Here is a 24,171-nt window from a genome sequence, read left to right on the forward strand (position 1 = left end):
GGACGGATGGCGGGGGACAGCGTGGAGAGCTACCCGGCAGTCGAGAACCACGGTCTGATCGGTGATCTGCAGACCGCCGCACTGATCAGCACGGACGGTACCGTCGACTGGTTCTGCGCACCCCGCTTCGACTCGCCGAGCGTCTTCGGCGCGCTGCTGGACCGCCGCAACGGCGGCCACTTCCAGCTCTCGCCCGACGGTGTCGACTACACGAGCAAACAGCTCTACCTGCCCGGCACGCCGATCCTGATCACCCGCTTCCACAGCGCCGACGGCGTCGGTGAGCTGCTGGACTTCATGCCCGTGACCGGTGCACAGGCCACCGACCGGCACCGGTTGATCCGGTTGGTCCGCATGGTCCGGGGGACCATGCGGTTCCGCGTCCAGTGCCGCCCCCGGTTCAACTACGGGCGCGATCCGTTCGAGCTGGAGGTGCACCCCGAGGGGGACGTCTTCCGGAGCCCGACGCTGACCTTCTCCCTCGCCGCCTTCAAGGACGTGGAGCGGGCGTTCCACGTGGGGGACTTCCACCGCGACGCCGACGGCGTGTCCGCGCGGTTCACGCTGCACGCGGGCGACATCGGCGGGGTTGCCCTGGAGACGGCCAGCCCACACGCGCCCCGCGCACTCAGCACCGAGGAGGCGTGCGAACTGCTCGCCGAGACCCGTGACCACTGGCGGAGGTGGGTGGGCGGTTCCCGCTACAAGGGCCGCTGGCGGGAGATGGTCGAGCGGTCCGCGATGACCCTCAAGCTGATGACGTACGCGCCTACCGGCGCCCTGGTCGCCGCGCCCACCGCGGGGCTCCCCGAGCAGATCGGCGGGCAGCGGAACTGGGACTACCGCTACACCTGGATCCGGGACGCGTCCTTCTCCGTGCACGCGTTGCTGCGCCTGGGCTTCACCGACGAGGCCCAGAAGTATCTGCTGTGGCTCAACGCGCGCATCCGTGAGGCACGCGACGGCAACATGCCCCTGCAGATCATGTACCGCATCGACGGCTCACCGGACCTCCCCGAGGAGGTGCTGGGCCACCTGGAGGGATACCGAGGCTCGGCTCCGGTGCGGATCGGCAACGGCGCGGCGGACCAACTCCAACTCGACATCTACGGCGAGGCGCTCGTCTCGTTGGAGCTCGCCGACCGCAACGGCCTGATCGCGCCGTACGAGGGGTGGCGCAAGACGGCCGGGTTGATGGACTGGCTCTGTGAGCACTGGAACCAACCCGAGGACGGCATCTGGGAGACCCGGTCCGGCCGGCAGGACTTCACGTACGGCCGGGTGTTGTCCTGGGTCGCGCTGGACCGGGCCATCCGTATCGCGCGTCGCCGGGGCCGCCCCGGCGACGTCGCCCGCTGGTCCGCCGAGCGTGACGCCATCTACGAGCAGGTGATGACCCGTGGTTTTGACCGGGAGCGACGCGCGTTCGTGCAGCACTACGGTTCGGACATTCTGGACGCCTCGCTGCTGGCGATGCCGGGGCTGAACTTCATCTCGCCCACCGATCCGATGTGGGAGTCGACGCTGCGCGCCATGGACACCGGCCTGGTCTCCGACAGCCTGGTCTACCGCTACGACCCGAGCGCGTCGCCGGACGGTCTCGCCGGCACCGAGGGCACGTTCAACATGTGCACCTTCTGGTACGTGCAGGCGCTCGCGCTGGCCGGCCGGATCGACGACGCCCGGTTGACCTTCGAGAAGATGCTCACCTACAGCAATCCGCTGGGCCTCTACTCGGAGGAGATCGCGCCGACCGGCGAGCAGATCGGCAACTTTCCACAGGCGTTCAGCCATCTGTCGCTGATCAGCACGGCGACCCACCTCGACGAGCTGCTCGACCAGCAGGGCTGAGCGGTCCCGGTCAGAACAGCGTCAGCGGCTCGACCGGGATCGGCTCGGGCAACGCGGCGAGTCCCGGTACGCGTGCCCGTACCTCGTCGTGGAACCGGCGGGCGAGCGCCGGTGCGTCGGCGTTGTCCGGGGTGTGGATGAACACCGTCGGGGAGCGCCCCTCGTGCAGCCAGGTGACCGTCACGTCGATCCAGCGCTGCCACCCCTCGACGGTGCGGGTCGGGTCGTCGCGACCGAGGTAGCGGACGATCGGCCGCTCGGTGAGCGCGAGCGATCGCAGCGGCACGCGCGGCTTCTTGGTCCAGGCGTCCCGCTCCGCGTCGCTGGTCGGTGGGCTGGCGAAGAAGGCGGTGGTGTCGAAGGGGATCCATTCGGCTTCGGCGGCGGCGAGGGCAGCCCCGAGCAGTCGGGCCGGGTGGGCGTCGGTGAAGAACGCGGGATGGCGGACCTCCACCGCGTACCGGTGGGACTGCGGAAGCTGCCGCAGGAAACGGCCCAGGGTCGGGACGTCGCCGGGCGCGAACGAGCCGGGTAGCTGGATCCAGAGGGCGTGGGCGCGCGGGCCGAGCGGTTCGATCGCGTCCAGGAAGGCGCGCAGCGGTTCGCCGACGTCGGTGAGCCGCCGTCCGTGCGTGATGACCTTGGGGAGCTTCAGGACGAACCGGAAGTCGGGGCTCGTCTGGGCGGCCCACGAGGCGACGGTGTCCCGGGCCGGGGTCGCGTAGAACGTGGTGTTGCCCTCCACCGCGTCGCACCAGCTGGCGTAGTGCCGCAGGCGCTCCGTGGGCGGCAGCCGGTGGCCCGGCCACGACCGGTGACTCCACATCGCGCACCCCACGTGCAGACGCATGACCCGCCCTTCCCGCCGGTGACCGCGCTCGACCGGAGCCCACGGTATCGGGGCCGGCGCCGGGCCCCGATGTGACGGGTAGGGTCCGACGCCATGCGCGTGCTGTTCGCCAGTCTTGCGTCAGTCGGTCACACGTATCCGTTGATCCCGTTGGCGATCGCCGCCCGGGACGCCGGGCACGAGGTCCACTTCGCCGCCGGTACGGAGGTGCACGCGCCACTGGCCGCGTACGGCCTGCGGCCGTTCCGCCCCGGCGACGCCTTCTACGAGGTGTACGCCGAGGATCTCGCACCGGAGTTGGCGCGCCTGCGGCCCGACCTGGTGGTGCACGAGTGGGGGTTGCCGGGGGCGGCGGTGGCGGCCCACCGGGCCGGGATCCCCGGTCTGTGGCACGGGTTCGGCCGGATGTTTCCCGAGGGCATCGGTCTGGAGCTGCCCACCAGGAACGCCGAGGTCGTCGGTCGGCCGCACCTGGACATCTGGCCGCCCTCGCTACAGGACAGGGACTTCCTCGCCACCGAACACCGGATCGAGCTGCGACCGGTCGCGTTCTCGACGCCGGCTCCGCTGCCCGAGCGGGTGCGCCGTCGGACGTCCCGCCCGTTGATCTATCTGACCCTCGGTACCGCGTTCGGCACGCCGGAGCTGCTGCGCACCGCCATCGCCGGTCTGGCGACGCTGGACGCCCAGGTGGTGGTCGCGGCGGGCCGGGTGCCGGTGGAACAGCTGGGCGAGATCCCCGACCACGTCAGCGTGCACCGGTGGGTGTCGCAGGCGGAGTTGCTGCCGCTGGTCGACGTGGTGGTGCACCACGGGGGCAGCGGCACCACCCTCGGCGCGCTCGCGGCGGGCGTACCCCAGGTGTTGATGCCGCAGGGCGCGGACCAGTTCGCCAACGCGGAGGTGCTCGCCGCCGCCGGGGTTGGTCTTCGGCTCCTCCCCGCCGAGGTGGACGCGGCGGCGGTCGCCGAGCAGGCCCACCGGCTGCTGCCGGGCCGCGGCACCGTCGCGCCGCGCGACGCGGCCCGCCTGATCGCCGAGGAGATCGCCGGCATGCCCTCGCCGGCGGCCGTTGCCCAGCTCCTGCCGGAGTACGCCGCCTGAGCGAAACTGATCGTCAACTTGTGGTTGACGCATGGGCTGCGTCAACCTATGGTTGACGCATGACAGATCCTCTCCAGATCGGTAGCCACGTCAAGCTCGACGACCTGATCCAGGCGATCAAGACGGCGCACACCGACGCACTCGACCAGCTCACCGACGCGGTCATCGCCGCCGACCACCTCGGCGAGGTCGCCGATCACCTGATCGGGCACTTCGTCGACCAGGCCCGGCGCTCGGGCGCCTCCTGGACCGACATCGGCCGCAGCATGGGGGTCACCAAGCAGGCCGCCCAGAAGCGCTTCGTGCCGAAGGCGACCGACGTGGCCGCGCTCGACCCCAACGCCGGCTTCGGCAAATTCACCCCGCGCGCCCGCAACGTGGTGGTGGCCTCCCAGGAGGAGGCCCGGGCCAGCGGCAACGCCGAGATCGGCCCCGAGCACCTGGTGCTGGGCCTGCTGGCCGAGCCGGAGGGGTTGGCCGCCAGGGTGATGGCCGGTCGCGGCGCCACCCCCGAGGCGGTGCGCGAGGCGGTCACCGCCGTCCTTCCGCCCCGGGCCGAACAGGTGCCGGACCTCATCCCGTACGACGCGCGGGGGAAGAAGGCGTTGGAGCTGACCTTCCGGGAGGCGCTGCGCCTCGGGCACAACTACATCGGCACCGAGCACATCCTGCTCGCCCTGCTCGAGCAGGAGGACGGCGACGGCGTGCTCACCACTCTCGGCCTGGACAAGACGGCGGTCGAGGCCGACCTGGCCGCCGCCCTCGCCGCCATCGTCGGAAAGAAGTGAGGCCCCGGGGTCAGGACGCCTCACGGAAGCCGTAACGCAGGGCGTGCTCCGGATCGGTCGGATCGATCTGGCGCACCCCCGCGTCGGCGAGGCGCTTGTTGACCTCGTCGAGCTGCTCGCGCACCAGGCGGGCCTCCTCCTCGGTGACCCGGCCCCGGTGCGGCTTTCCGGCGTGCTCCAGCGTGCCGTAGTCGATCTTCTCGGCGCTCTTGCGGGCCTTGGGAGGACGGACCCGCTCGGCCGTCTTCAACAACTGTGCCATCGGCACGTCGGTGGCCATCGCGTCGAACTCACTGGCCGTCAGCACCACCCGGCGAGGCTCGCCGCCACCGTGCCGGTCGTGGATCTCGACCACCGCCACGTCCAGCGCGGCGTCGTCGATGTTCTCCACCTCGCCCGGGGTGGCGTCCAACTGCACGGGCCCGGCGACCAGGTCCGGGTGCTCCAGCACGACGACGCGGACCACCTCGTCGTCCTGCTGCAGAACCGTGCCGGTGAAGTCGGAGACGTGGATCGTCTTCTTGCCCATGCGCGGAGCTTCTCCTGTCGTAGGCCGGGATGAGGGACCACAAGAAATTACCCGACAGGTGTGCGAAAGCCGCCGCTGGACCTCCTCCGGTGTGTCGCCTCCGTGCTCACCGGCCGTCGCCGCGACGGCCGGTGTCAGTGGGTGTTCAGTCGGTGCCGACTGGAGCTGCCGGCGGGCAGCTTGTTCAGCCCGGCCCACGACAGGTCGCCGCTGCCGATCGTCCGGGGGTTCCGGTAGCGCGGCTGGGGAGGATTGCCGCCGACGGCCTCCGCCGCCCGCCAGAGTCGCTCGGGGTCCTGCTCGTAGTGGTCGTTCGGCTGAATCGGCATGCGTTCACCGTCCCAAAGAAAGGTGTCCAGGTATGGAAATAGATATGACGGTCGATTTGTGCGACTGGTTCCCGTACCCCTTGCCCACTCGGCTCTGACGTATCCTGCGCCCGGCCCTGCCGTCCGGCGTACGGTGATCCACGACGGGTCGGGTGACCGGGGAGGTGCGCATGCTCGACCGGCGACTTCACCTGCACCTGGCCACCTGGCTCGGCCAGTGGCCGGCCGGGCCGGGGTTGAACGTGGTCGCCTCGCAGCGACGGGCCACACCGGCGTGGGACGGCCGACTGCGCCCCGCGCTCGCCGTGGACACCGGGCAGAGCGCCGTGCTCTCCGTGGCGCCGGACCGCGTGGAGGCGATCCGCGCGCTGGCCCGCCGTACGCCGAACCGCCTGCTCGCCGCGCTGCCGGAGGCCGTCGGCCGGCCCGAATTCTGCGTACACGACGGCCCCTTCCGGTGGAGCGTGTCCCCCGCGCCGCTGCCCGATGTGGGGGAGTGGACCGAGCCGACAGCCGCCGGGCTGCCGCCCTGGCTACGGCTCTTCGACCGGCCGGTGCTCGTGGTCCGTGCCCCGGACGGCGCCTACCTGGCCGGCGCCGGGATCAAACGACACGACGCGTACGGGCACGAGTTGGCCGTTGGCACCGTGCCGGCCGCCCAGGGGCGTGGCCTCGCCCGTCGACTGGTGGCCCAGGCGGCACGGCGGGTGCTCGACGAGGGTGCGGTGCCCACCTACCTGCACGAGCGGGACAATCACGCCTCTGCCCGGGTGGCCGAAGCGGCCGGGTTCCCGGACCGGGGCTGGCGCGCGTACGGGGTCTATCCGCGCTGAGCGGACATTGGGCGCGGACCGTGGATCCCGGGCCGGATCCACGGTCCGCAACCTCCCCCCAGGCCCCGGTTCCGAATGTGGCGCCCCGCCGGTTGGCGAGCCGCCACGTGTCGATCACGCTACGTATCGATCAGGCTCGGGGCAAGGTTGAAGCTGTCGATTCGGAGTGTCGAGAAGTGGACTTGACCTGCTTCTCCGCCCGACCGAACGGGTCGGCGCTTCAGTGACGGAGCGTGCGAATGAGGTCGAGCGCCGGGGGGAACGGAGGACTCAACCGGCCAGGCCGAGCACCTCGGCGGCTGCGCGACCGTTGGCGTGGCTCGCGCCGTAGGTGGTGACGAAGGCGCGGACGCCCGCTGGACGCCACTGCGCCGGCCAGCCCATCTCCACCACCGTCACCGGGTGCTGGGAGGCCAGGTCGGCGATCAGCTCCGTTCCGCCGGGCAGGCGGTGCAGGTGTCGCCCGACCAGCACGATGGGACGGTCGCCGGCCAACCCGCGCAGCGTGGCCGGGTCGGTCTCGGTGGCGATCACCCGGATCTCCGGCACCCCGTCCAGGTGTGGACCGAGGCCCCACGGCACCCGACCCTCGGCGATCGTCGACTCGGTGTGCAGTTGCACCACCAGTGCCTGCTCCAGGCCGGTGAGCAGGCCGTCCACCCGGACCGCCCGGCGCGCCGCCGCGTACCCCAGGTCGGCGTCCTCGGTGCCCGGCGACCCGCCGGCGGCCCGGGTCCAGGCGGCGAGATCGGCGGAGCGACCGGCCGCCTCCTCGACCCGCGCCCTCGCGAGCCGGCCGTCGGCGAGCGCGTCGACGATCTCGGCGGCCACCCGTTCGACCAGCTCGGCGTCGACCCGCGCGCCGATGCAGAGCAGGTCGGCGCCCGCGCTCAGGGCCCGGACCGCGGCCGGCCCGACGCCGCCGGCGGCCACCGCGGCCCCCTTCATCTCCAGCGCGTCGGTGATCACGGTGCCGGTGAAGCCGTACTCGGTGCGCAGCAGGTCGACCAGGACGGCTCGGCTGAAGGTGGCCGGGTCGGCGCCGGTGAGCGCCGGCACCCGGATGTGCGCGGTCATCACGGCGCGCGCCCCGGCGGCGACGACGGCTGCGAACGGCGGTAGGTCCCGCTGGCGGAGCAGGCTCAGCGGAGCGTCCACGGTGGGCAGCTCGTGGTGGGAGTCGGTGACGGTGGCGCCGTGCCCGGGGAAGTGTTTGGCGCAGGCGGCCACGCCGGCGGCCTGCAGCCCGGTCACGGCGGCGGCCGAGTGGGCGGCCACCCGCACCGGATCCGCGCCGAAGGACCGGGTGCCGATCACCGGGTTGTCGTCGGCGGTGTTCACGTCGACGGTCGGGGCGAGGTTGACGGTGATGCCGAGCGCGGCCAGTTCGGCGCCGATCGACTGGTAGACCCGCCGGGTGAGGGCCACGTCGCCGATCGCACCGAGGGCGGCGTTGCCGGGGTACGGGCTGCCGGTGGCGTGCGCCAGCCGGGTCACGTCGCCGCCCTCCTCGTCGATGGCGATCAGCGCGTCCGGCCGACCGGCGCGCAGCGCGGCGGTGCTCGCCGCCACCTGGGCGGGGTCGTGCACGTTGGTGCCGAACAGGGTGTGCCCGGCCAGGCCGTCGGCCAGCAGGTCGACCGCCCAGTCCGGCGGGACCGGTCCCGGGTACGCGGCGAGGAGCGTGCCCAGCGCCAGCCGGCGCAGTCCTGGATCCAACCCCACGTGATCTTCCCCCTTCGGTGTCCCGCGGGTACGAAACGTCGTACCGGTGGTGGTCGTGGCCCTGCCGACTTGGCCGAGCGTCCCACCGCCGGGTGGCCGTTACGCTACGGCTACCCGTTCGCAGGTCGGTTTACAGTTAGCAAAGTTTACTAAAACTAGAGGACGTGTCATGAGTGCGACCCGGCTGCCCGGCACCCCCCGCCTGTTGCGGGCGCTCAACGACCGTGCCGCACTGGAGCTGCTCCTTGAGCGCGGCCCGCTGACCCGGGCCCGACTCGGCGAGCTGACCGGGTTGTCGAAGGTCACCGCCTCGCAACTGGTCGAGCGGTTGGAGGAGCGCGGCCTCGTCGCGCGGGTCGGCGAGCAGGCCGGCGGGCGCGGGCCGAACGCCCAGCTCTACGCGGTCCGACCGGGCAGCGCGCACGTGGTCGGCGTGGACGTCGGGCCGGACCGGGTGGTGGCCGCGTGCGCCGACATCACCGGTGCCGTGATCGGCCGGGTGGAACAGTCGACCCGGGACACCGACGACCCGGTGGGCGTGGTGCACAACGCCGTCGTGCAGGCGGCGAGCAGCGCCCAGGCGCAGCTGAGCAGCGTACGACGCATCGTGCTCGGCACGCCCGGCCTGGTCGACCCCGGCACCGGTGACATCACCTTCGCCTTCAACCTGCCCCGCTGGCACAGCGGCCTGCTCGCCGCGCTGCGCGACGACCTGCACACGCCGGTGGTCTTCGAGAACGACGTCAACCTGGCCGCGGTGGCGGAGGCGCAGTCCGGCGCCGCCCAGGGGCTGGCGGACTTCGTGCTGGTCTGGGTGGGTGCCGGCGTCGGCCTGGCGATCATGCTGGGCGGGCGGTTGCACCACGGCAGCAGCGGTGCGGCCGGCGAGATCGGCTACCTGCCGGTGCCCGGCGCGCCCATTCCGCGCGATGTCTCCCGGCGCGCCAAGCCGGCCTTCCAGCAGCTGGTCGGTGCGGACTCGGTGCGCGCGGTGGCAGCTGAACACGGCTACCCGGACTCCGACGCCGCCGAGGCGGTCCGCGCGGCCGTCGCGGCCGGCGCCGACGGCGGCCCGATGCTCGACGAGCTGGCCCGTCGGCTCGCGCTCGGCGTGGCCAGCACCTGCGTGGTGCTGGACCCGCCGCTCGTCGTGCTCGCCGGCGAGGTGGGCCAGGCCGGTGGGGCGGCCCTCGCCGACCGGGTGCAGCAGGAGGTCGCCGCGATCACCCTGGTCCAGCCGCGGGTGGTGCCGACCGGGCTGACCGAGGAGCCGATCCTGCGCGGCGCGCTGCGCACCGCCCTGGACGCGGTGCGCGACGAGGTGTTCGGCTCCACCGTCGGCTGAGCCCGCTACGGCGGTCATGTGAAGGAATATTTCACCGCGTCTCGGTGAGTTGCAAGCCCTTGCCGCGTACCGGCCCGCCGGCCCGCCGGCCCGCCGGTCCGCCGGCCCGCCGGTCCGCCGGCCCGCCGGTCCGCCGGCCCGCCGGCCCGCCGGCCCGCCGGTCCGCCGGGCCGCCCATCGCAGGACGGGCGGCCCGGTGCGGCGTCAGATCAGGTCGCGGCGACGGAACACCGCGAACGCCGCAGCGGTCAGCCCGCCGGTCAGCGCGAGCAGCACCAGCAGCGCCGGGGCCCAGGTCAGGGTGTAGAGGCCCGAGCAGTAGCCGGTGCCCGCGGTGCCGGCACAGAGCTGCGGGTCGAAGAACCGTGACTCGCCGCTGAGCCACGCCCCGATGTAGCTGGAGAGCATCAGCCGGTCCGGCCGTCGGGCGTCGATGATCTGCAGCACCAGACGACCGCCCAACTCCCACACCACCGCGTACGCCGCCACCGCCCCCAGCGCCGCCGACGTGTGCCGACCCAGCGTGGCGATCGCGAAGCCCACCGCGGAGGCCAGCAACACCAGCACCATGCCCCGGCCATGCACCGCACCGAGCGAACGCCAGAAGTCACCGTCCAACCGGCCCGGCAACCCGGCGCTCTGCCCGATCACCCAGAACGTGGCGAGGTAGACCACCGATGCCAGCAGGGACAGGGCCAGCACCGAGCCCAGCAGGGTGCCCAACTTGGCCGCGAGCACCGTCAACCGGCGCGGTCGCCAGAGCAGGAGATTCACCACGCCGCCCGAGTTCAGATCCGCGCCGATGTAGGAGGCGCCGACCAGGAACCCGAACAGCACCAGGAACGCGATCAGGAAATAGAGCAGCGACTCGGCCTGCTCGGCGAAGCTGAACACCCCCGGCAGGAAGTCGGCGGCGATCGGCAGCCGGTCCTGCCGGACCGGGTCGAGATCCGCGCAGTCGGCGAAGTACTCGCTCGTGTCGGTCGGCGACCTTTCCTGCAGGCGGGCCAGGCACTCCTGGTGCGTGGTCTCCATGTTCCGACGCGCGTCGACGGCCTGCTGCCGCGCCGAGTTCAGTTCACTGGCGGTCGGCTTGTGCGAGCCGGCCAGCGTGGTCGCCGCCGTGACGGCGAACGCGAAGACCAACAGGACGACCATGAGTTGCACGAAGCGGCGCGCGGACAGCCGCTCCAACTCGGCACGAACCAGGTTCACGCGTCCACTCCCCGATCGAGGTCGATAACAGCGCCATCGTGCGGCGGCGACGAGTCGTCGACCTGCCGCGGCACCGACGGATGCCCGTACGCGCCCGTCAGCTCCAGGAAGACGCTCTCCAGATCCGGCCGCAGCGGCGTCAGCTCGCCCAACCACAGCCCCTGCTCACCGAGCACCCGGCTGACCACCGTCGGGTCATCCACCCCGCTCACCACCAGCGCCTCGCCGTCGACGACCGCCGTCAGGCCGGCCGTGTGCAGCAGCTCGACGGCCCGCTCCGGCTCGGCCACCCGCACCAGGTACTCATGCCGGTCGTGACCCGCCAGCACCTCGTCCACCCGGCCGGCCGCCACCCGACGTCCCCGCGAAATGATCGTGACGTGGTCGCAGATCAGTTGGATCTCGCCCAGGATGTGACTGGACACCAGCACCGTCACACCGTTGGCCGCCAGCGACCGCATCAGGTCCCGCATCTCCCGGATGCCCGCCGGGTCCAGCCCGTTCGCCGGCTCGTCCAGGATGAGCAACCGCGGGTCCTTCAACAGCGCGGACGCCACCGCCAGGCGCTGCTTCATGCCCAGCGAGTAGCTCTTGACCCGATCATCGCCCCGGTCGTGCAGACCCACCAGATCCAGCACCTGTTCCACCCGCGAGACCGGCACCCCACCGGCACGGGCCAACAACCGCAGCGTGCGGTGACCGGTGAAGTTGCCGAAGAACTGCGGGCTCTCCACGATGGCCCCGACCTGGCCCGCCACCCGGGGCAGCAGCTCCGGCGACGGTTCGCCCAGCACCGTCATCCGCCCGCTGTCGGCGCGTACCAGCCCGAGCAGGGCGCGCAGGGTGGTGGTCTTGCCCGAGCCGTTGGGACCCAGGAACCCGTGCACCTGGCCCGCCTCCACCAGCAGGTCGAAGCCGTCCACCGCCACCCGTCGGCCGCTGCGGAGGCTGTGGAAGGTCTTGCGCAGACCCTCGATCTCGATGACCGCGCTCATCCGCGTGGCTCCGTACGTCGACGGGGCATGGGCCGTCCTTCAGACTTGGTGATCAACGACACGGTGCCTCACCCTATGGCCGAGGCGCCGCCCATGGGGGGCACCCGGGCGCTGCGTGGTTGGATGGTGTGGTGACTGGTGACCTGATCCCCGGCGCTGCCGGTGCCGCGCCTGCCGCCGCTCTCGTGGACCCGGATCTGGTGGTCAGCCTCGACGGCGTCGGCGTACGCCGCTCTGGCACCGCCCTCCTGCAGGACCTGACCTGGCGTGTCGAGTTGGACGAGCGGTGGGTGGTGCTCGGCTCCAACGGCGCGGGCAAGACCACACTGCTCAACCTCGCCGCCGGCCGGCTGCACCCCACCACGGGTGTGGCGCACGTGCTCGGCGAGCGGATCGGCCGCACCGACGTCAACGAGCTGCGTACCCGGATCGGGCTCACCACCGCCGCGGTCGCCGAACGACTGCCCGCCGACGAGCGGGTCAGCGACGTGGTGGTGACCGCCGCCTGGTCGGTGGTCGGCCGCTGGCGGGAGAACTACGACCGCGGCGACGAGGCGCGGGCGCTGTCACTGCTGAGTCAACTCGGCGTCGGCGGCCTCGCCGAACGCCGCTACGGCACCCTCTCCGAGGGCGAGCGCAAGCGGGTGCAGATCGCCCGGGCACTGATGACCGACCCGGAGCTGCTGCTGCTCGACGAGCCCGCCGCCGGGCTCGACCTGGGCGGTCGGGAAGACCTGGTCGCGCGGCTGGCCGAGCTGGCGTACGACCCGGACGCCCCGGCGATGGTGCTGGTCACCCACCATGTCGAGGAGATCCCGCCCGGCTTCACCCACGCGTTGCTGCTGCGCGAGGGTGGGGTGGTCGCCCAGGGCCTGCTCGCCGACACGCTGACCGGTGACAACCTGTCCAAGACCTTCGGGCTGCCGCTGGTGGTCGAGCGGTCCGGCGACCGCTTCACGGCCCGCGCCGCCTGAGCGCCGGACCGGCGGAGACGATCGTGGCGCAGACCCGGGTCGCCGTGGTGGGCAGCGCCAACATGGACCTGGTGGCGATGGCACCCGCCCTGCCGCGACCGGGCGAGACCATGCTCGGCACCGACTTCGTGATGGTGCCCGGCGGCAAGGGTGCCAACCAGGCGGTGGCCGCGGTCCGGGCCGGCGCCTCGTGTGCCTTCCTCGGCGCGATCGGCTCGGACGCCTTCGGTGTCACCCTCAGGGCCCGCATCACCGCGGCCGGTGTGGACACCAGTCACCTGCGCGTGGTCTACGGCGCCTCCGGGGTGGCGCTGGTGATGGTCAACGCCCAGGGGGAGAACGCCATCGTGGTCACCCCGGGCGCCAACGACGCCCTGCTCGGTCTCACCGAGGAGGAGCTGGCCACGGTGCGCGCGGCGGACGTCCTCGTCGCGCAACTGGAGATCCCGGTGCAGACCGTGACCGCCGCCGCGGTGGCCGCCCGCGATGCCGGCACCACTGTCATCCTGAACGCCGCCCCCGCGCGGGACCTCCCGCCCGAGCTGCTCGCCGCGGTGGACCTGTTGGTCGTCAACGAGGGCGAGGCGCAGGCGCTCGCCGGTCGTGGCCGGGAGGAACCGCGGGCGTTGCTCGACCTGACCCCTCGGGCCGTGCTCACTCTCGGCGGTGCGGGCGCCTGGTATGTCGACCGGGACGGCACCGAGGTGCACGTGCCGGCGGTACCTGTCGACGTGGTCGACTCCACCGCCGCCGGTGACGCGTTCACCGCCGCGCTGGCCGTCGGCTGGGGCGAGGGGCGGCACGTCGTCGACGCGGTGCGCTGGGCATCGGCGGCCGGCGCCGCGTGCGTCCGCAAGCTCGGCGCGTCGGTGGCGCTACCGCAACGCGCCGAGATCGACGAGCTGTACGCTCCGGCCTGACCGCGTCGCTCGCCCGCTGTAGCGGCCTGGTCGCAACGGCGTGTCAGGCCCGCTGGCCCGCGCCGGTGCGGAAGGCCCGACGGTACGCCGTCGGTGAGGTCAGCATGGACCGACCGAAGTGGTGGCGGTAGGTGACCGGGGTGTCGAAGCCCACCGCCCGGGCGACCTGCTCGACAGCGAGGTCCGTCTCCTCCAGCATTGCCAGGCTGGCGCGGATCCGCTGGTCGATCAGCCAGCGGATCGGGCTGGTCCCGGTGGCTCGGGCGAAGTGCCGCAGGTAGGTGCGGGACGACATGTGCGCTCGCGCGGCGAGCCGGGCCACGGTCAGTGGTTCGGCGAGGTGGGCCAGCGCCCAGTCGATGCTGCCGGCGATCCGGTCGTCGTCCGGGTCGGTGGGCACCGGAGCCTCGACGAACTGGGCCTGCCCACCGTCGCGGTGCGGCGGGATCACCAGCCGTCGGGCGACCGCGTTGGCGATCGCCGCGCCGTGGTCGCCCCGGATCACGTGCAGGCAGAGGTCCAGCCCGGCCGCGCTGCCGGCACTGGTGAGCAGGTCGCCGTCGTCGAGGTAGAGCACGTCCGGGTCCACCTCGACCCGCGGGTAACGCCGCGCCAGCAGCTCCGCGTACCGCCAGTGGGTGGTGGCCCGCCGGCCGTCCAGCAGCCCGGCACCCGCCAGCGCGAACGCGCCGGAGCAGATCGACATGATGCGGGCGCCACGACGGTGCGCCTGACGCAGCGCGGTCACCAGCTCGGGGGAGGGGTCGGCGGTCACGTCCGCCACGCCGGGCACGATCACCGTCCGGGCCGCCGCCAGCTCGGCCAGGCCGTACGGGGTGTGCAGGCTCGCGCCGCCGACCACCGGCACCGGCCCCGGTTGCTCCGCGCAGAGCACCAGGTCGTACCAGTCGACGTCGAACTCGGGCCGGGCCAGCCCGAACACCTCGGTGACGATGCCGGTTTCGAACACCGACATCCCCGGGTACGCGAGCACGGCGACCCGGTGCGCGGCGGCCGGGCGTCGGGGAGTCGGCAGCGGGCGTGAGCCGGTGGTGCCGGCCGGGATCGGCATGGCGGGATGTTAGCGCAGGACGTCGTCCGCGCCACTCGTTGCGGTCATTCGCACTGGCGATGATCGGTGCATGACCTTCACCTTCGCCGTTGCGCCGGCCGACCCGGCCACCGCCGCCGCCCACTTCCGCACCCGACTCAGCGTCGAGACCGACGTCAGCGACGTGCACGCCGACCTGTCGGCGGGTACGCCCGCCCTGGTGGTGGTCGACTCCCGGGGCGCGGCCGCCTGGACCCAGGGGCACCTACCGGGCGCGGTGCACCTGCCCACCGCCGAGATCGCGGCCCGGGCGGCGGAGCTGATCCCGCCCGGCTCGGCCGTGGTCACCTACTGCTGGGGTCCGGGCTGCAACGGCGCGACCCGGGCGGCGCTGGAGTTCGCAGTGCTCGGCTACCCGGTCAAGGAGATGCTCGGCGGGTTCGAGTACTGGGTGCGGGAGGGGCTGCCGGTGGTGACGGAGACCGGGCTGACCCGGCGACCGGTCGACGACCTGACCGCCCCCACCGCGACGATCACCTGCGACTGTTGACCCCCGGCGCGGGAGGTCGGGGGCTCAGCCGGCGGGCTCGTCGGCGAGCTTCTCGCCGCGTCGGCGCAGCATGCCCAGCCCGGGGATGCCGGCCACGGCGAGCTTCAGGTCGCGGGTCACGTCGAGCAGGTCGTGCAGGTCAGGCCCGACCCGGTCCAGGGTGGCCAGTATCGGCAGGATGTCGGCCGTCAGGTGTTCCTTGAGCTTGGGCAGCTCGTCGATCAGATGGATCGCCGCGGTGATCTCCTCATGACTGAGCTGCTCGACGAAGCGCTCGGTCATCGGTGCGGCCCGGCGCAACGCCGGCTCGTACGCCGTCATCAGCTCGGCCGCCGTGGCGGCGGCCTCCGCCGCGGTGCCCACCGTGACGGCGGCCCGGCCGGCCACCCCGTCGGCCTTGGCGACCACGGTGGCGGCGGTCCGGGAGACCCGGTCGGCGTCGGCGACCACGTTGGCGGCGGCGGTGGCCACGGTGGTGGCGGTGTCGATGGCGGTGGTCGCGGCGGCGCTGATGACGGCCACCTCACGGACCGCCGCCTCGGCGTCGGTGAGCACCTGGTCGGTCCGGTCCAGGGTCGTCTCGATGCGGTCGACCACGCCGTTGATCCGGGCCAGCAGCGCTTCCACCCCGTCCAGCACCGCGAACGCGCGGGTGGGCACGGCGGCGAACGAGGCGGCCGAGCCGAGTGCCTGGTCGAGAGCGGAGCGGGTCAGGCCGACCACGGCGGACGGGGTGGGGAGGGGAATCGCCATGGGATCAAGTGTGCGTCGGCCGCACCACAACCGCCCGGCGAGCTGCCTGACGTCGGGTCTGCTGGCCGGCGCGGGCGACGCGCCCCACCAGATCAGCGGCGGGTGGCCGTCAATGGTCGCCCTGCTGTTCGACGGCACGCTGCACGGCCCGGTAGATCTGCCCGAACCGGAGCGCGTCCGGGGTGCGTACCAGCAGGTCTTCCCGGCCGTGGTGCTGCACCCACAGCTCGTGCACGTGGCTGCCGCGCTCGTAGGAGCGGTCCAGCCAGCCCAACGGGATCTCCAGGAACGGCAGCAACGCCAGCGCCCCCACGGCGCAGGCGGCGAGGATGATCAGCGCGAGCTGCCAGTTTCCCCGGTCCTGTGCCGACCAGGCCAGTGACAGCACGCAGACCACGGCGACCAGCGGTGGCAGCGAGAGCAGCAGGACCAGGACACCGCGACCCAGCACCCGGCCGCGTACGGCCAGGGTCTTCTGCCCCCGGGCGTGCCAGACGAACGTCACGTCGGACAGGGCGATCACGTGACCGCCGGCCCGGATCGACTCGGAGGTCACCTGCACCGCGTCGTCCCGGTAATAGAGGGTCATCACTAAGCCTAACCACCGACGGGCAACCCTCGCCTCGCCTGTCCCATCCTGAGCGCGCCGGAACGCGGGGTGGTGCGGTCGTCCTTTGGAGCTGAATCGCCTACGACATCAGGGCGTTGTCCCGCCCCCGAGAACCCGGGTCGAAGCGGCGTCCGCCGCCTGATTCGTTTGCGACATCAACTCCAAAGGCTCCCCGCAGCGCAGCGGCACCCCTCCCGCGCTGACCCCGCCGGGTCGGGGATGGATCGACCATGCGCGCGCTGACGATCGAGGGTGGGCCCCGCCCGATCAGGCGGTGTCGGGGATCAGGCGCTCCTAGCGGCGGATGCCGGGGCGGACCGGTTGGCTGTGCTCGACCGCGCGCTGCACCGCCCGGTAGATCTGCCCGAAGCGCAACGCGTCACCGGTGCGCAGCAGCCGCACCGGCTGACCTCGCCAGCGGGCCCAGATCTCCAGTTGCCGGCTGCCCCGGGCGTACGAGCGGTCCAGGTGTTCGAAGAGGAAGTCGGCGACCGGCCCCACCGCCAAACCGACGAGCACCGACGCGCCGACGATCGCGATCGTCACTGTGGGCGAGCGGTGCAACCAGACGGCCACGCCGATGCCGAGCACCGCCGCGACCAGTGGGCCGGCGAGCGCGGCGCCGATGGCACCCCGCCCCACCAGTACGCGCCAGGAACGGGTGCCACGGCGATGCCAGATCATGGTGATGTCGGCCAGCGCGTAACTGCGACCGTCGACGCGGACGCCGGTGGAGGTGACCTGCACCGATCTGTCGTCGTAGTACGTGACCATCGTTGAACTCCCGCCCACGGGGCTGACACCACACTACTTACCCAAACGACCCGGGTCGTAAGGTTGGCACGCGACTTCGACGAGGAAGTGAGGGCAGCGTGGGCGAGTTCGTTCGGCTGGAGACCACTGACGGCATCGGCACGATCCGGCTGGAGCGGCCGCCGATGAACGCGCTCAACACGCAGGTGCAGGAGGAGTTGCGCGCCGCCGCCACGGCCGCCACCGCCGACCCCGAGGTCCGCGCCGTCATCGTGTACGGCGGGGAGAAGGTCTTCGCCGCCGGCGCGGACATCAAGCAGATGGCCGAGATGTCCTACGTGGACATGGCCGAGCGGGCCGCGAACCTGTCCAGCGCCCTCGGCGCGATCGCCCGGATCCCCAAGCCGGTGGTCGCCGCGATCACCGGGTACGCCCTCGGCGGCGGCTGTGAGCTGGCGTTGGCCTGTGACTGGCGGGTCGTCGCCGAGGACGCCAAGCTCGGCCAGCCGGAGATCAAGCTGGGCATCATCCCGGGGGCGGGCGGCACCCAGCGGCTGGCCCGCCTGGTCGGCCCGGCCCGCGCCAAGGACCTGATCATGTCGGGGCGGATGGTGGACGCGCAGGAGGCGCTGCGGATCGGCCTGGCCGACCGGGTGGTCCCGGCCGCCGAGGTGTACGACACGGCCGTCGCGTTGATCACCCCGTACCTCACCGGGCCGGTGCAGGCGCTGCGCGCCGCGAAGCTGGCGGTCGACGGCGGCCTGGACATGGATCTGAACTCGGGCCTGGCCTGGGAGAGTCAGTTGTTCGCGGCGCTGTTCGCCACCGACGACCGGCGCGAGGGCATGGCGGCCTTCGTCGAGAAGCGCAAGCCGGACTTCACCGGCCGCTGACGATTAGTCGAGAACGGTTCACATTGCTCCTACCGGCCAGTAGCGTGGGGCCTCGGTCAGCAGGGACGAAGGGGAGCGGCGAATGACGGAGCGGATCGAGGGTCACGGCGGCGAGTTGGCGCTCGCGGCACTGCGCGCGCACGGCGTACGGGAGATGTTCACGCTGTCCGGCGGGCACGTCTTCCCGCTCTACGACGCCGCGTACAAGACCGACTTCCCGATCTACGACGTCCGGCACGAGCAGTCAGCGGTCTTCGCGGCCGAGGCGGTGGCCAAGCTCCAGCGCCGCCCCGGTCTCGCCGTGCTCACCGCCGGGCCCGGTGTCACCAACGGCATCTCCGGCATGACCAGCGCCTTCTTCAACGCCTCACCGGTGCTGGTGCTCGGTGGCCGCGCGCCCGCGTTCCGCTGGGGTTCCGGCAGCCTCCAGGAGATGGACCACCTGCCGCTGGTCGCGCCGGTCACCAAGCACGCCGAGACGGTGTTCAGCACCGACGACATCCCGCGCGCGGTGGGCGCGGCGCTGCACGCCGCGCTCACCCCGCACCGCGGCCCGGCCTTCCTCGACTTTCCGCTGGAGACGGTCTTCTCGGTCGCCGACGTCGAACTGCCCACCGTGACGGGTGTCGACCCGATCGCGCCGGACCCGGAGGAGGTCGGCCGCGCCGCGCTGCTCATCGCCGGGGCGCAGCGGCCGGTCATCATCGCCGGCTCCGACGTGTACGCGGGGGACGCCGTCGCCGCCCTGCGCGAGGCCGCCGAGGCGTTGCAGGTGCCGGTCTTCACCAACGGCATGGGTCGCGGCTCGCTGCCGCCGGAGCACCCGCTCGCCTTCGCCAAGGCCCGCCGGGCCGCGCTCTCCGGCGCCGACGTGGTCGTGGTGGTGGGCACTCCACTGGACTTCCGGCTCAGCTTCGGTGACTTCGGTGACGCCAAGGTGGTGCACATCGTCGACGCCCCCAGCCAGCGGGCGACGCACGTGCAGCCGGCCGTCGCCCCCGTCGGTGACCTGCGCCTGATCCTCTCCGCGCTGGCCGACCACAGCGGCGACCGGGCCGACCACACCGACTGGATCGCGGACCTGCGCGTCGCCGAGGACGCGGCGAAGGCCCGCGACGCCGCCGAGATGGCCGCCGAGACCGACCCGATCCGCCCCGCCCGGATCTACGGCGAGCTGCGTCGGGTGCTGGCCCCGGACGCGATCACGATCGGCGACGGCGGTGACTTCGTGTCGTACGCGGGCCGGTACCTGGAGCCGGCCCAGCCCGGCACCTGGCTGGACCCGGGCCCGTACGGCTGCCTGGGCACCGGCATGGGTTACGCGATGGGGGCCAGGGTCAGTCACCCGGACCGGCAGATCTGTGTGCTGATGGGCGACGGCGCGGCCGGCTTCTCGCTGATGGACGTCGAGTCGTTGGTCCGCCAGAAGCTGCCGGTGGTGATCGTCGTCGGCAACAACGGCATCTGGGGGCTGGAGAAGCACCCGATGCGGGCCATGTACGGCTACGACGTGGCTGCCGACCTCCAGCCGGAGCTGCGCTACGACACGGTGGTCAGCGCGCTCGGCGGAGCGGGGGAGACGGTCGCCAAGGCCGCCGACCTGGGCCCGGCGCTCCAGCGCGCGTTCGACTCCGGAGTGCCGTACCTGGTGAACGTGCTCACCGACCCGACCGACGCGTACCCCCGGTCGTCGAACCTGGCCTGAGTCGGACCCGCCGCCGCCGTCGCCGGCGCGCCGGCGGCGGCGGCGCGTTCACACCTCCGGTCGGTCACCCTCACGCGGCGGCTCACCGTCCCGGCGGCGCAGGTCGTCCTCGCGCCGCCGCAGGTCTTCCTCCCAGCGGCGGAAGAGCTCCTGGTCCTGCTGCTGGGCGCGTTCCTCGACGGAACGCAGGAACTCCGGGTCGTCGTCGGGGGCCACCGGTCGGGGGCGTTGCCGCTGGGCGCCGCCGGTGCCGCCCGGCCAGCCCGTGCGGGCACCGGGGCTGGGCGTGCGGCCGGCGATGAACCAGGCGATCGAGCCGACCAGCGGGAAGAACAAGATGATCAGCACCCACGCGATCCGGGGCAGGGCCCGGATCTGGCCCTCCTCGGCGGAGAGACAGCTGATCAGCGCGCAGACCGCGAGAACGATCTGCACCAGGAAGAGAAGTACGCCAAGCCGGGCCATGCACCCATCATGGCGCACCGGATCCCGTCACCACAGTCCGCGCAGCACCAGTAGCACTCCCAGTAACGCGAGCACCACCGTGCCCGCCGTGACCAGGGGAAGTGTCCGGCCGCCGGTGCGGGCCGGACCGGTGCCGGTGCCGCGGGGCCAGCAAAGCGCCAGCAGGGCGCCCCACACCAGCACGACCCCGCCGGCGAGCACCGCGCCGGTCGGGTCGCCGGTCGACGCCAGCCGGACGGCGAGCGCGGTCACCACTGTCACAGTGAGCAGGGTGCGTCGCCAGGCCAGCCGGGTCCGCTCCGGTTGCAGCCCCGGGTCGCGTCCGGTGCTCACCGACCGCCGACCGCCCGCATCAGGACGGCGACCACCAGCAGTAACGCGCCGCCGCCGACGGCGAGGGCCAGGATGGCGGGGAACCGGGACGCGGGCAGCTCCTCACCGAGTCGGATGGCCCGTTCGGTACGTGCCCAGTGGTCCACCGCGCGGATCGCGACCGCCGCGCCGAGCAGCAGCAACGCCACCGCGATCACCTCGCGCAGGTGGCTCATCGGCAGGGTGGGCAGGAACTGGGCGGCGGCCAACCCGCCACCGACCAGCGCCAACCCGGTGCGCAGCCAGGCGAGGAAGGTCCGTTCGTTGGCCAGTGAGAAGCGGTAGTCGGGCGTCTCACCGACCGAGCCCAGCTCGGCCGGGTCGAACCAGCGCCTGATCACCTCCCACACAGTGGGAGAATAACCGCTTCCCCTCCGGCTTAGCCTGGGCCGGTGACTGATCTCGACGTACAGACCCTGCGCGACGCCTACGACAACCAACTCCGCCCGGAGATCCCCGACCCGGTTCCGGCCGGGGTGACGGTGGAGCGGGACGGGCCGTTGGTCCGGATCATCGGTCTCGACGCCGGTGGCTTCCTCACCTACCGCGACCTGGGCGGGTTGACCGGCGACGCGTTGGACGAGCTGATCTCCCGGCAGGTGCGGCTGTTCCGTGAGCGCGGCCAGTCGGTCGAGTGGAAACTCAACGAGCACGACGAACCGGCGGACCTGCCCGAGCGCCTGCGCGCCGCAGGCTTCGTGCCGGAGGACCGGGAGACCGTCGTGGTCGGTCCGGTCGCGCCGCTGGCCGCCGCGCTGCCGGTCGTTCCCGAGGGGGTACGCCTGCGTGAGGTGACCGCCCGGGAGGACCTGGAGCGGATCGCCGCCATGGAGGAGGAGGTCTGGCAGGCGGACCGCTCGCACCTGGTGTGGGGGTTGGCCAAGGAGATCGACGCCGACCCGAACTCGATCACCGTGGTGGTGGCCGAGGCGGACGGGACCGTGGTGAGCGCCGGCTGGGTGCGGTTCCCGGCGAACACCGGCTTCGCCACGCTGTGGGGTGGCTCGACCCTCCCACAGTGGCGGCGCAAGGGCATCTACCGGGCGCTGGTCAACTACCGGGCGCGGCTGGCCGAGCAGCGGGGCCGGACGCTGATGCAGGTCGACTGTTCCGAGGACAGCCGTCCGATCCTCCAGCGGCTCGGCCTCGTCCCGGTCACCACCACCACCCCGTACGTCTACACTCCGTGATCATGGAGCAGCGGTTGACGGACGAGGAGCGGCTGACCCTCAAGACCGGTGCCTTCGGCGCGGTCTTCCTGGTCTCCAACGCCGATCCCGGTGTCCTGGGGGTGATCCGGGAGAGCATCGCCGCGTCCGGCGCGCTGGCCGACGCCAGTGGCGCGGTCAAGGAGGCGCTGACCACCGGCCCGTTGCCGCGACTTCCTCGGGACTCGCAGCTGGAAGTCGAGTCGGTGGTGCTGCCGGCGTTGGGGCGGGCGGTGCGGATCCTGCGCGACAAGTCCCCGCAGGACGTGGACGCGTACCGCGCGCTGGTGCTGGCGGCGGCGGACCGGGTGGCCCGGGCGCACGACGGGGTGGCGCCCACCGAGGCGGCGGCCATCGACCAGATCCGGGCCGCGTTGACCGAGCCAGCCTGATCGCCGACCGGTCGGTGAGCTGTGTCACCCTGAGTGCTGCGGGGGCGCAACCTACTGGCAGGTAACATTGCGCCGTGGGCAACTGCACAGCCGCCCTCGGTTGACCTGGTGTCGACCGACGCGCGACGCTGCGCCCCAGACCGGGCGAGCGAATCGCAACACCACACAGGAGGGTCGTCGAAGCGCGATGAACATCGTCGTACTCGTCAAGCAGGTGCCTGATTCGGGCGCGGACCGCAACCTGCGCAATGACGACAACACCGTCGACCGCGGTTCGGCGAACAACGTGATCAACGAGATGGACGAGTACGCCATCGAGGAGGCGCTGAAGATCAAGGAGGCGCACGGCGGCGAGGTCACCATCCTGACCATGGGTCCGGACCGGGCGACCGAGTCGATCCGCAAGGCGCTCTCCATGGGCCCGGACAAGGCCGTGCACGTGCTGGACGACGCCCTGCACGGCTCCTGCGCCGTCGCCACCTCGAAGGTGCTCGCCGCCGCACTCGGTCAGCTGAACGCCGACCTGGTCATCTGCGGCGCCGAGTCCACCGACGGCCGGGTCCAGGTCATGCCGCACATGATCGCCGAGCGGCTGGGCGTCGCGGCGCTCACCGGTGCCCGCAAGCTCACCGTCGACGGCGCCACGTTGACCGTCGAGCGGCAGACCGAGGAGGGCTACGAGGTCGTCACCGCCTCCACCCCGGCCGTGGTCTCCGTCTGGGACACCATCAACGAGCCGCGCTACCCCTCCTTCAAGGGCATCATGGCCGCCAAGAAGAAGCCGGTGCAGACGCTCTCGCTGGGCGACCTGGGCGTCGCCGCCAACGAGGTGGGCTTCGATGGTGCCACCAGCGCCGTCGTGGAGCACACCAAGCGCCCGCCGCGCTCCGGCGGCGTCAAGATCACTGACGAGGGTGAGGGCGGCGTCAAGCTGGTCGAGTTCCTCGCCACCGAGAAGTTCGTGTGAGAGGGGGATCTGACATGTCTGAGGTTCTCGTCGTCGTCGAAGCCACCAAGGAATTCGGCGTCAAGAAGGTCACCCTGGAAATGCTCACCCTCGCGCGTGAGCTGGGCACCCCGAGCGCCGTGGTGCTCGGCGGCGCCGGCGCCGCCGAGGCGCTGAGCGGCAAGCTGGGCGAGTACGGCGCGGAGAAGATCTACGCCGCCGAGGGTGACGAGATCGACGGCTACCTGGTGGCCCCCAAGGCGACGGTGCTGGCCGAGCTGGTCAAGCGGGTGCAACCGGCCGCCGTGCTGCTGGCCTCCGCCCAGGAGGGCAAGGAGATCGCCGCCCGGCTCGCCGTCAAGCTCGACAACGGCATCCTGACCGACGTGGTCGGTCTGGACGCCGACGGCACCGCGACGCAGGTCGCCTTCGCCGGCTCCACCATCGTCAAGTCCAAGGTCACCAAGGGCCTGCCGCTGGTCACCGTCCGGCCGAACTCGGTCACCCCCGCCCCGGCGGCGGCCAGCCCGGCGATCGAGCAGCTCAGCGTGTCGGTCACCGACACCGACAAGCTGGCCACCGTCGTCGAGCGGGTCGCCGAGCAGAAGGGCTCCCGCCCCGAGCTGACCGAGGCCGGTGTGGTCGTCTCCGGCGGCCGGGGCGTCGGCAACGCCGACAACTTCAAGCTGGTCGAGGAGCTGGCCGACCTGCTCGGTGGCGCGGTCGGCGCGTCCCGGGCCGCCGTCGACTCCGGCTTCTACCCGCACCAGTTCCAGGTGGGCCAGACCGGCAAGACGGTCTCCCCGCAGCTCTACATCGCCCTCGGCATCTCCGGCGCCATCCAGCACCGGGCCGGGATGCAGACCTCGAAGACCATCGTCGCTGTCAACAAGGACGGCGAGGCGCCGATCTTCGAGCTGGCCGACTTTGGTGTGGTGGGCGACCTGTTCAAGATCGTCCCGCAGGCCGCGGAGGAGATCCGCAAGCGCAAGTAACCCAGCGACAACAGCAGTGG

27 protein-coding genes are annotated in these 24,171 nt (G+C 72.3%); 14 read left to right on the plus strand and 13 right to left on the minus strand.

What is annotated here, in order from left to right; translation table 11 throughout:
- Positions 1–21 precede the first annotated feature (21 nt).
- Positions 22–1,851, plus strand: a complete 1,830-nt coding sequence (locus QSK15_RS06970) for a glycoside hydrolase family 15 protein (protein ID WP_285794348.1) — start codon at positions 22–24, stop codon at positions 1,849–1,851.
- A 10-nt stretch (positions 1,852–1,861) separates the two neighbouring features.
- On the opposite strand, the gene QSK15_RS06975 is transcribed toward QSK15_RS06970, so the two are convergent.
- Positions 1,862–2,701 carry a DUF72 domain-containing protein gene (locus tag QSK15_RS06975; RefSeq protein ID WP_502889504.1) on the minus strand — a complete coding sequence of 280 codons (840 nt, stop codon included), beginning with the start codon at positions 2,699–2,701 and terminating at the stop codon, positions 1,862–1,864.
- Between the two features lie 93 nt (positions 2,702–2,794).
- Between QSK15_RS06975 and QSK15_RS06980 the strand changes: the two genes are divergently transcribed.
- Positions 2,795–3,805, plus strand: a complete 1,011-nt coding sequence (locus QSK15_RS06980; protein ID WP_285793418.1) for a glycosyltransferase — start codon at positions 2,795–2,797, stop codon at positions 3,803–3,805.
- A 59-nt stretch (positions 3,806–3,864) separates the two neighbouring features.
- A complete protein-coding gene (locus QSK15_RS06985) occupies positions 3,865–4,593 on the plus strand; it encodes a Clp protease N-terminal domain-containing protein (protein ID WP_285793419.1) in 729 nt (242 codons plus the stop codon).
- 10 nt (positions 4,594–4,603) lie between these two features.
- On the opposite strand, the gene QSK15_RS06990 is transcribed toward QSK15_RS06985, so the two are convergent.
- Both QSK15_RS06990 and QSK15_RS06995 read right to left on the minus strand, forming a co-directional pair.
- Positions 4,604–5,122, minus strand: a complete 519-nt coding sequence (locus QSK15_RS06990) for a hypothetical protein (protein WP_285793420.1) — start codon at positions 5,120–5,122, stop codon at positions 4,604–4,606.
- A gap of 134 nt (positions 5,123–5,256) precedes the next feature.
- Complete coding sequence (locus QSK15_RS06995; RefSeq protein WP_279517234.1) at positions 5,257–5,451, minus strand: DNA repair protein; 195 nt, start codon at positions 5,449–5,451, stop codon at positions 5,257–5,259.
- A gap of 170 nt (positions 5,452–5,621) precedes the next feature.
- Between QSK15_RS06995 and QSK15_RS07000 the strand changes: the two genes are divergently transcribed.
- A complete protein-coding gene (locus QSK15_RS07000) occupies positions 5,622–6,284 on the plus strand; it encodes a GNAT family N-acetyltransferase (protein WP_285793421.1) in 663 nt (220 codons plus the stop codon).
- 270 nt (positions 6,285–6,554) lie between these two features.
- Here QSK15_RS07000 and QSK15_RS07005 read toward each other — a convergent pair whose 3' ends face one another.
- Positions 6,555–8,009, minus strand: a complete 1,455-nt coding sequence (locus QSK15_RS07005) for a glycoside hydrolase family 3 protein (protein WP_285793422.1) — start codon at positions 8,007–8,009, stop codon at positions 6,555–6,557.
- A 169-nt stretch (positions 8,010–8,178) separates the two neighbouring features.
- On the opposite strand from QSK15_RS07005, the gene QSK15_RS07010 reads away from it, so the two are divergent.
- Positions 8,179–9,354 carry an ROK family transcriptional regulator gene (locus tag QSK15_RS07010; protein ID WP_285793423.1) on the plus strand — a complete coding sequence of 392 codons (1,176 nt, stop codon included), beginning with the start codon at positions 8,179–8,181 and terminating at the stop codon, positions 9,352–9,354.
- 204 nt (positions 9,355–9,558) lie between these two features.
- On the opposite strand, the gene QSK15_RS07015 is transcribed toward QSK15_RS07010, so the two are convergent.
- Together QSK15_RS07015 and QSK15_RS07020 are read right to left on the minus strand one after the other, a co-directional pair.
- The gene (locus QSK15_RS07015; RefSeq protein WP_285793424.1) at positions 9,559–10,569 is read right to left on the minus strand and encodes an ABC transporter permease subunit; all 1,011 of its coding nucleotides are present in this window, start codon (positions 10,567–10,569) and stop codon (positions 9,559–9,561) included.
- On the minus strand, positions 10,566–11,564 hold the full coding sequence (locus tag QSK15_RS07020; protein ID WP_285793425.1) for an ABC transporter ATP-binding protein: 999 nt from the start codon (positions 11,562–11,564) through the stop codon (positions 10,566–10,568). Before QSK15_RS07020 ends, QSK15_RS07015 begins: the two co-directional genes overlap by 4 nt.
- 131 nt (positions 11,565–11,695) lie before the next feature.
- Between QSK15_RS07020 and QSK15_RS07025 the strand changes: the two genes are divergently transcribed.
- The gene (locus QSK15_RS07025; RefSeq protein WP_285793426.1) at positions 11,696–12,538 is read left to right on the plus strand and encodes an ABC transporter ATP-binding protein; all 843 of its coding nucleotides are present in this window, start codon (positions 11,696–11,698) and stop codon (positions 12,536–12,538) included.
- Between the two features lie 23 nt (positions 12,539–12,561).
- A complete protein-coding gene (locus QSK15_RS07030; RefSeq protein ID WP_285793427.1) occupies positions 12,562–13,458 on the plus strand; it encodes a ribokinase in 897 nt (298 codons plus the stop codon).
- Positions 13,459–13,501: 43 nt separating this feature from the next.
- Here the strand turns inward: QSK15_RS07030 and ftrA are convergent, their stop codons facing one another.
- The gene (gene ftrA, locus QSK15_RS07035; protein WP_285793428.1) at positions 13,502–14,530 is read right to left on the minus strand and encodes a transcriptional regulator FtrA; all 1,029 of its coding nucleotides are present in this window, start codon (positions 14,528–14,530) and stop codon (positions 13,502–13,504) included.
- Between the two features lie 70 nt (positions 14,531–14,600).
- On the opposite strand from ftrA, the gene QSK15_RS07040 reads away from it, so the two are divergent.
- Entirely contained in the window at positions 14,601–15,059 is a 459-nt protein-coding gene (locus tag QSK15_RS07040) for a rhodanese-like domain-containing protein (protein ID WP_285793429.1), read from the plus strand.
- A gap of 24 nt (positions 15,060–15,083) precedes the next feature.
- Here QSK15_RS07040 and QSK15_RS07045 read toward each other — a convergent pair whose 3' ends face one another.
- The 3 genes from QSK15_RS07045 to QSK15_RS07055 form a co-directional block, all read right to left on the minus strand.
- Positions 15,084–15,812 (minus strand): hypothetical protein, encoded by a 729-nt coding sequence (locus QSK15_RS07045; RefSeq protein WP_285793430.1) that lies wholly within the window; start codon positions 15,810–15,812, stop codon positions 15,084–15,086.
- A 109-nt stretch (positions 15,813–15,921) separates the two neighbouring features.
- Positions 15,922–16,401 carry a DUF6232 family protein gene (locus QSK15_RS07050; protein WP_030331106.1) on the minus strand — a complete coding sequence of 160 codons (480 nt, stop codon included), beginning with the start codon at positions 16,399–16,401 and terminating at the stop codon, positions 15,922–15,924.
- Positions 16,402–16,716: 315 nt separating this feature from the next.
- Positions 16,717–17,196, minus strand: a complete 480-nt coding sequence (locus QSK15_RS07055; RefSeq protein WP_285793431.1) for a DUF6232 family protein — start codon at positions 17,194–17,196, stop codon at positions 16,717–16,719.
- Positions 17,197–17,294: 98 nt separating this feature from the next.
- Here QSK15_RS07055 and QSK15_RS07060 point away from each other — a divergent pair, with 98 nt between their 5' ends.
- Positions 17,295–18,068: an enoyl-CoA hydratase/isomerase family protein gene (locus tag QSK15_RS07060; RefSeq protein ID WP_210857847.1), complete on the plus strand. Its 774-nt coding sequence runs from the start codon at positions 17,295–17,297 to the stop codon at positions 18,066–18,068.
- Between the two features lie 82 nt (positions 18,069–18,150).
- A complete protein-coding gene (locus tag QSK15_RS07065) occupies positions 18,151–19,773 on the plus strand; it encodes an acetolactate synthase (RefSeq protein ID WP_285793432.1) in 1,623 nt (540 codons plus the stop codon).
- Positions 19,774–19,821: 48 nt separating this feature from the next.
- Here QSK15_RS07065 and QSK15_RS07070 read toward each other — a convergent pair whose 3' ends face one another.
- From QSK15_RS07070 to QSK15_RS07080, 3 genes are read right to left on the minus strand one after another with little or no spacing between them, the layout of a single operon-like run.
- Positions 19,822–20,238, minus strand: coding sequence for a PLD nuclease N-terminal domain-containing protein (locus QSK15_RS07070; protein ID WP_285793433.1), 417 nt, complete (start codon positions 20,236–20,238; stop codon positions 19,822–19,824).
- Positions 20,239–20,265: 27 nt separating this feature from the next.
- Positions 20,266–20,571 carry a DUF202 domain-containing protein gene (locus QSK15_RS07075; RefSeq protein WP_285793434.1) on the minus strand — a complete coding sequence of 102 codons (306 nt, stop codon included), beginning with the start codon at positions 20,569–20,571 and terminating at the stop codon, positions 20,266–20,268.
- The gene (locus QSK15_RS07080) at positions 20,568–20,960 is read right to left on the minus strand and encodes a YidH family protein (protein WP_030331099.1); all 393 of its coding nucleotides are present in this window, start codon (positions 20,958–20,960) and stop codon (positions 20,568–20,570) included. Before QSK15_RS07080 ends, QSK15_RS07075 begins: the two co-directional genes overlap by 4 nt.
- A 42-nt stretch (positions 20,961–21,002) precedes the next feature.
- On the opposite strand from QSK15_RS07080, the gene QSK15_RS07085 reads away from it, so the two are divergent.
- From QSK15_RS07085 to QSK15_RS07100, 4 genes are all read left to right on the plus strand, one after another.
- Positions 21,003–21,800, plus strand: a complete 798-nt coding sequence (locus tag QSK15_RS07085; protein ID WP_285793435.1) for a GNAT family N-acetyltransferase — start codon at positions 21,003–21,005, stop codon at positions 21,798–21,800.
- The gene (locus QSK15_RS07090) at positions 21,797–22,210 is read left to right on the plus strand and encodes a hypothetical protein (protein WP_285793436.1); all 414 of its coding nucleotides are present in this window, start codon (positions 21,797–21,799) and stop codon (positions 22,208–22,210) included. The genes QSK15_RS07085 and QSK15_RS07090 overlap by 4 nt, the downstream gene beginning before the upstream one ends.
- Positions 22,211–22,397: 187 nt before the next feature.
- Entirely contained in the window at positions 22,398–23,177 is a 780-nt protein-coding gene (locus QSK15_RS07095) for an electron transfer flavoprotein subunit beta/FixA family protein (protein ID WP_285793437.1), read from the plus strand.
- Positions 23,178–23,191: 14 nt separating this feature from the next.
- Positions 23,192–24,151: an electron transfer flavoprotein subunit alpha/FixB family protein gene (locus tag QSK15_RS07100; protein WP_285793438.1), complete on the plus strand. Its 960-nt coding sequence runs from the start codon at positions 23,192–23,194 to the stop codon at positions 24,149–24,151.
- The last annotated feature ends 20 nt before the right edge of the window (positions 24,152–24,171 follow it).

The sequence above is a fragment of the Micromonospora sp. NBRC 107095 genome, from assembly GCF_030269705.1.
Lineage (GTDB): Bacteria > Actinomycetota > Actinomycetes > Mycobacteriales > Micromonosporaceae > Micromonospora > Micromonospora parva.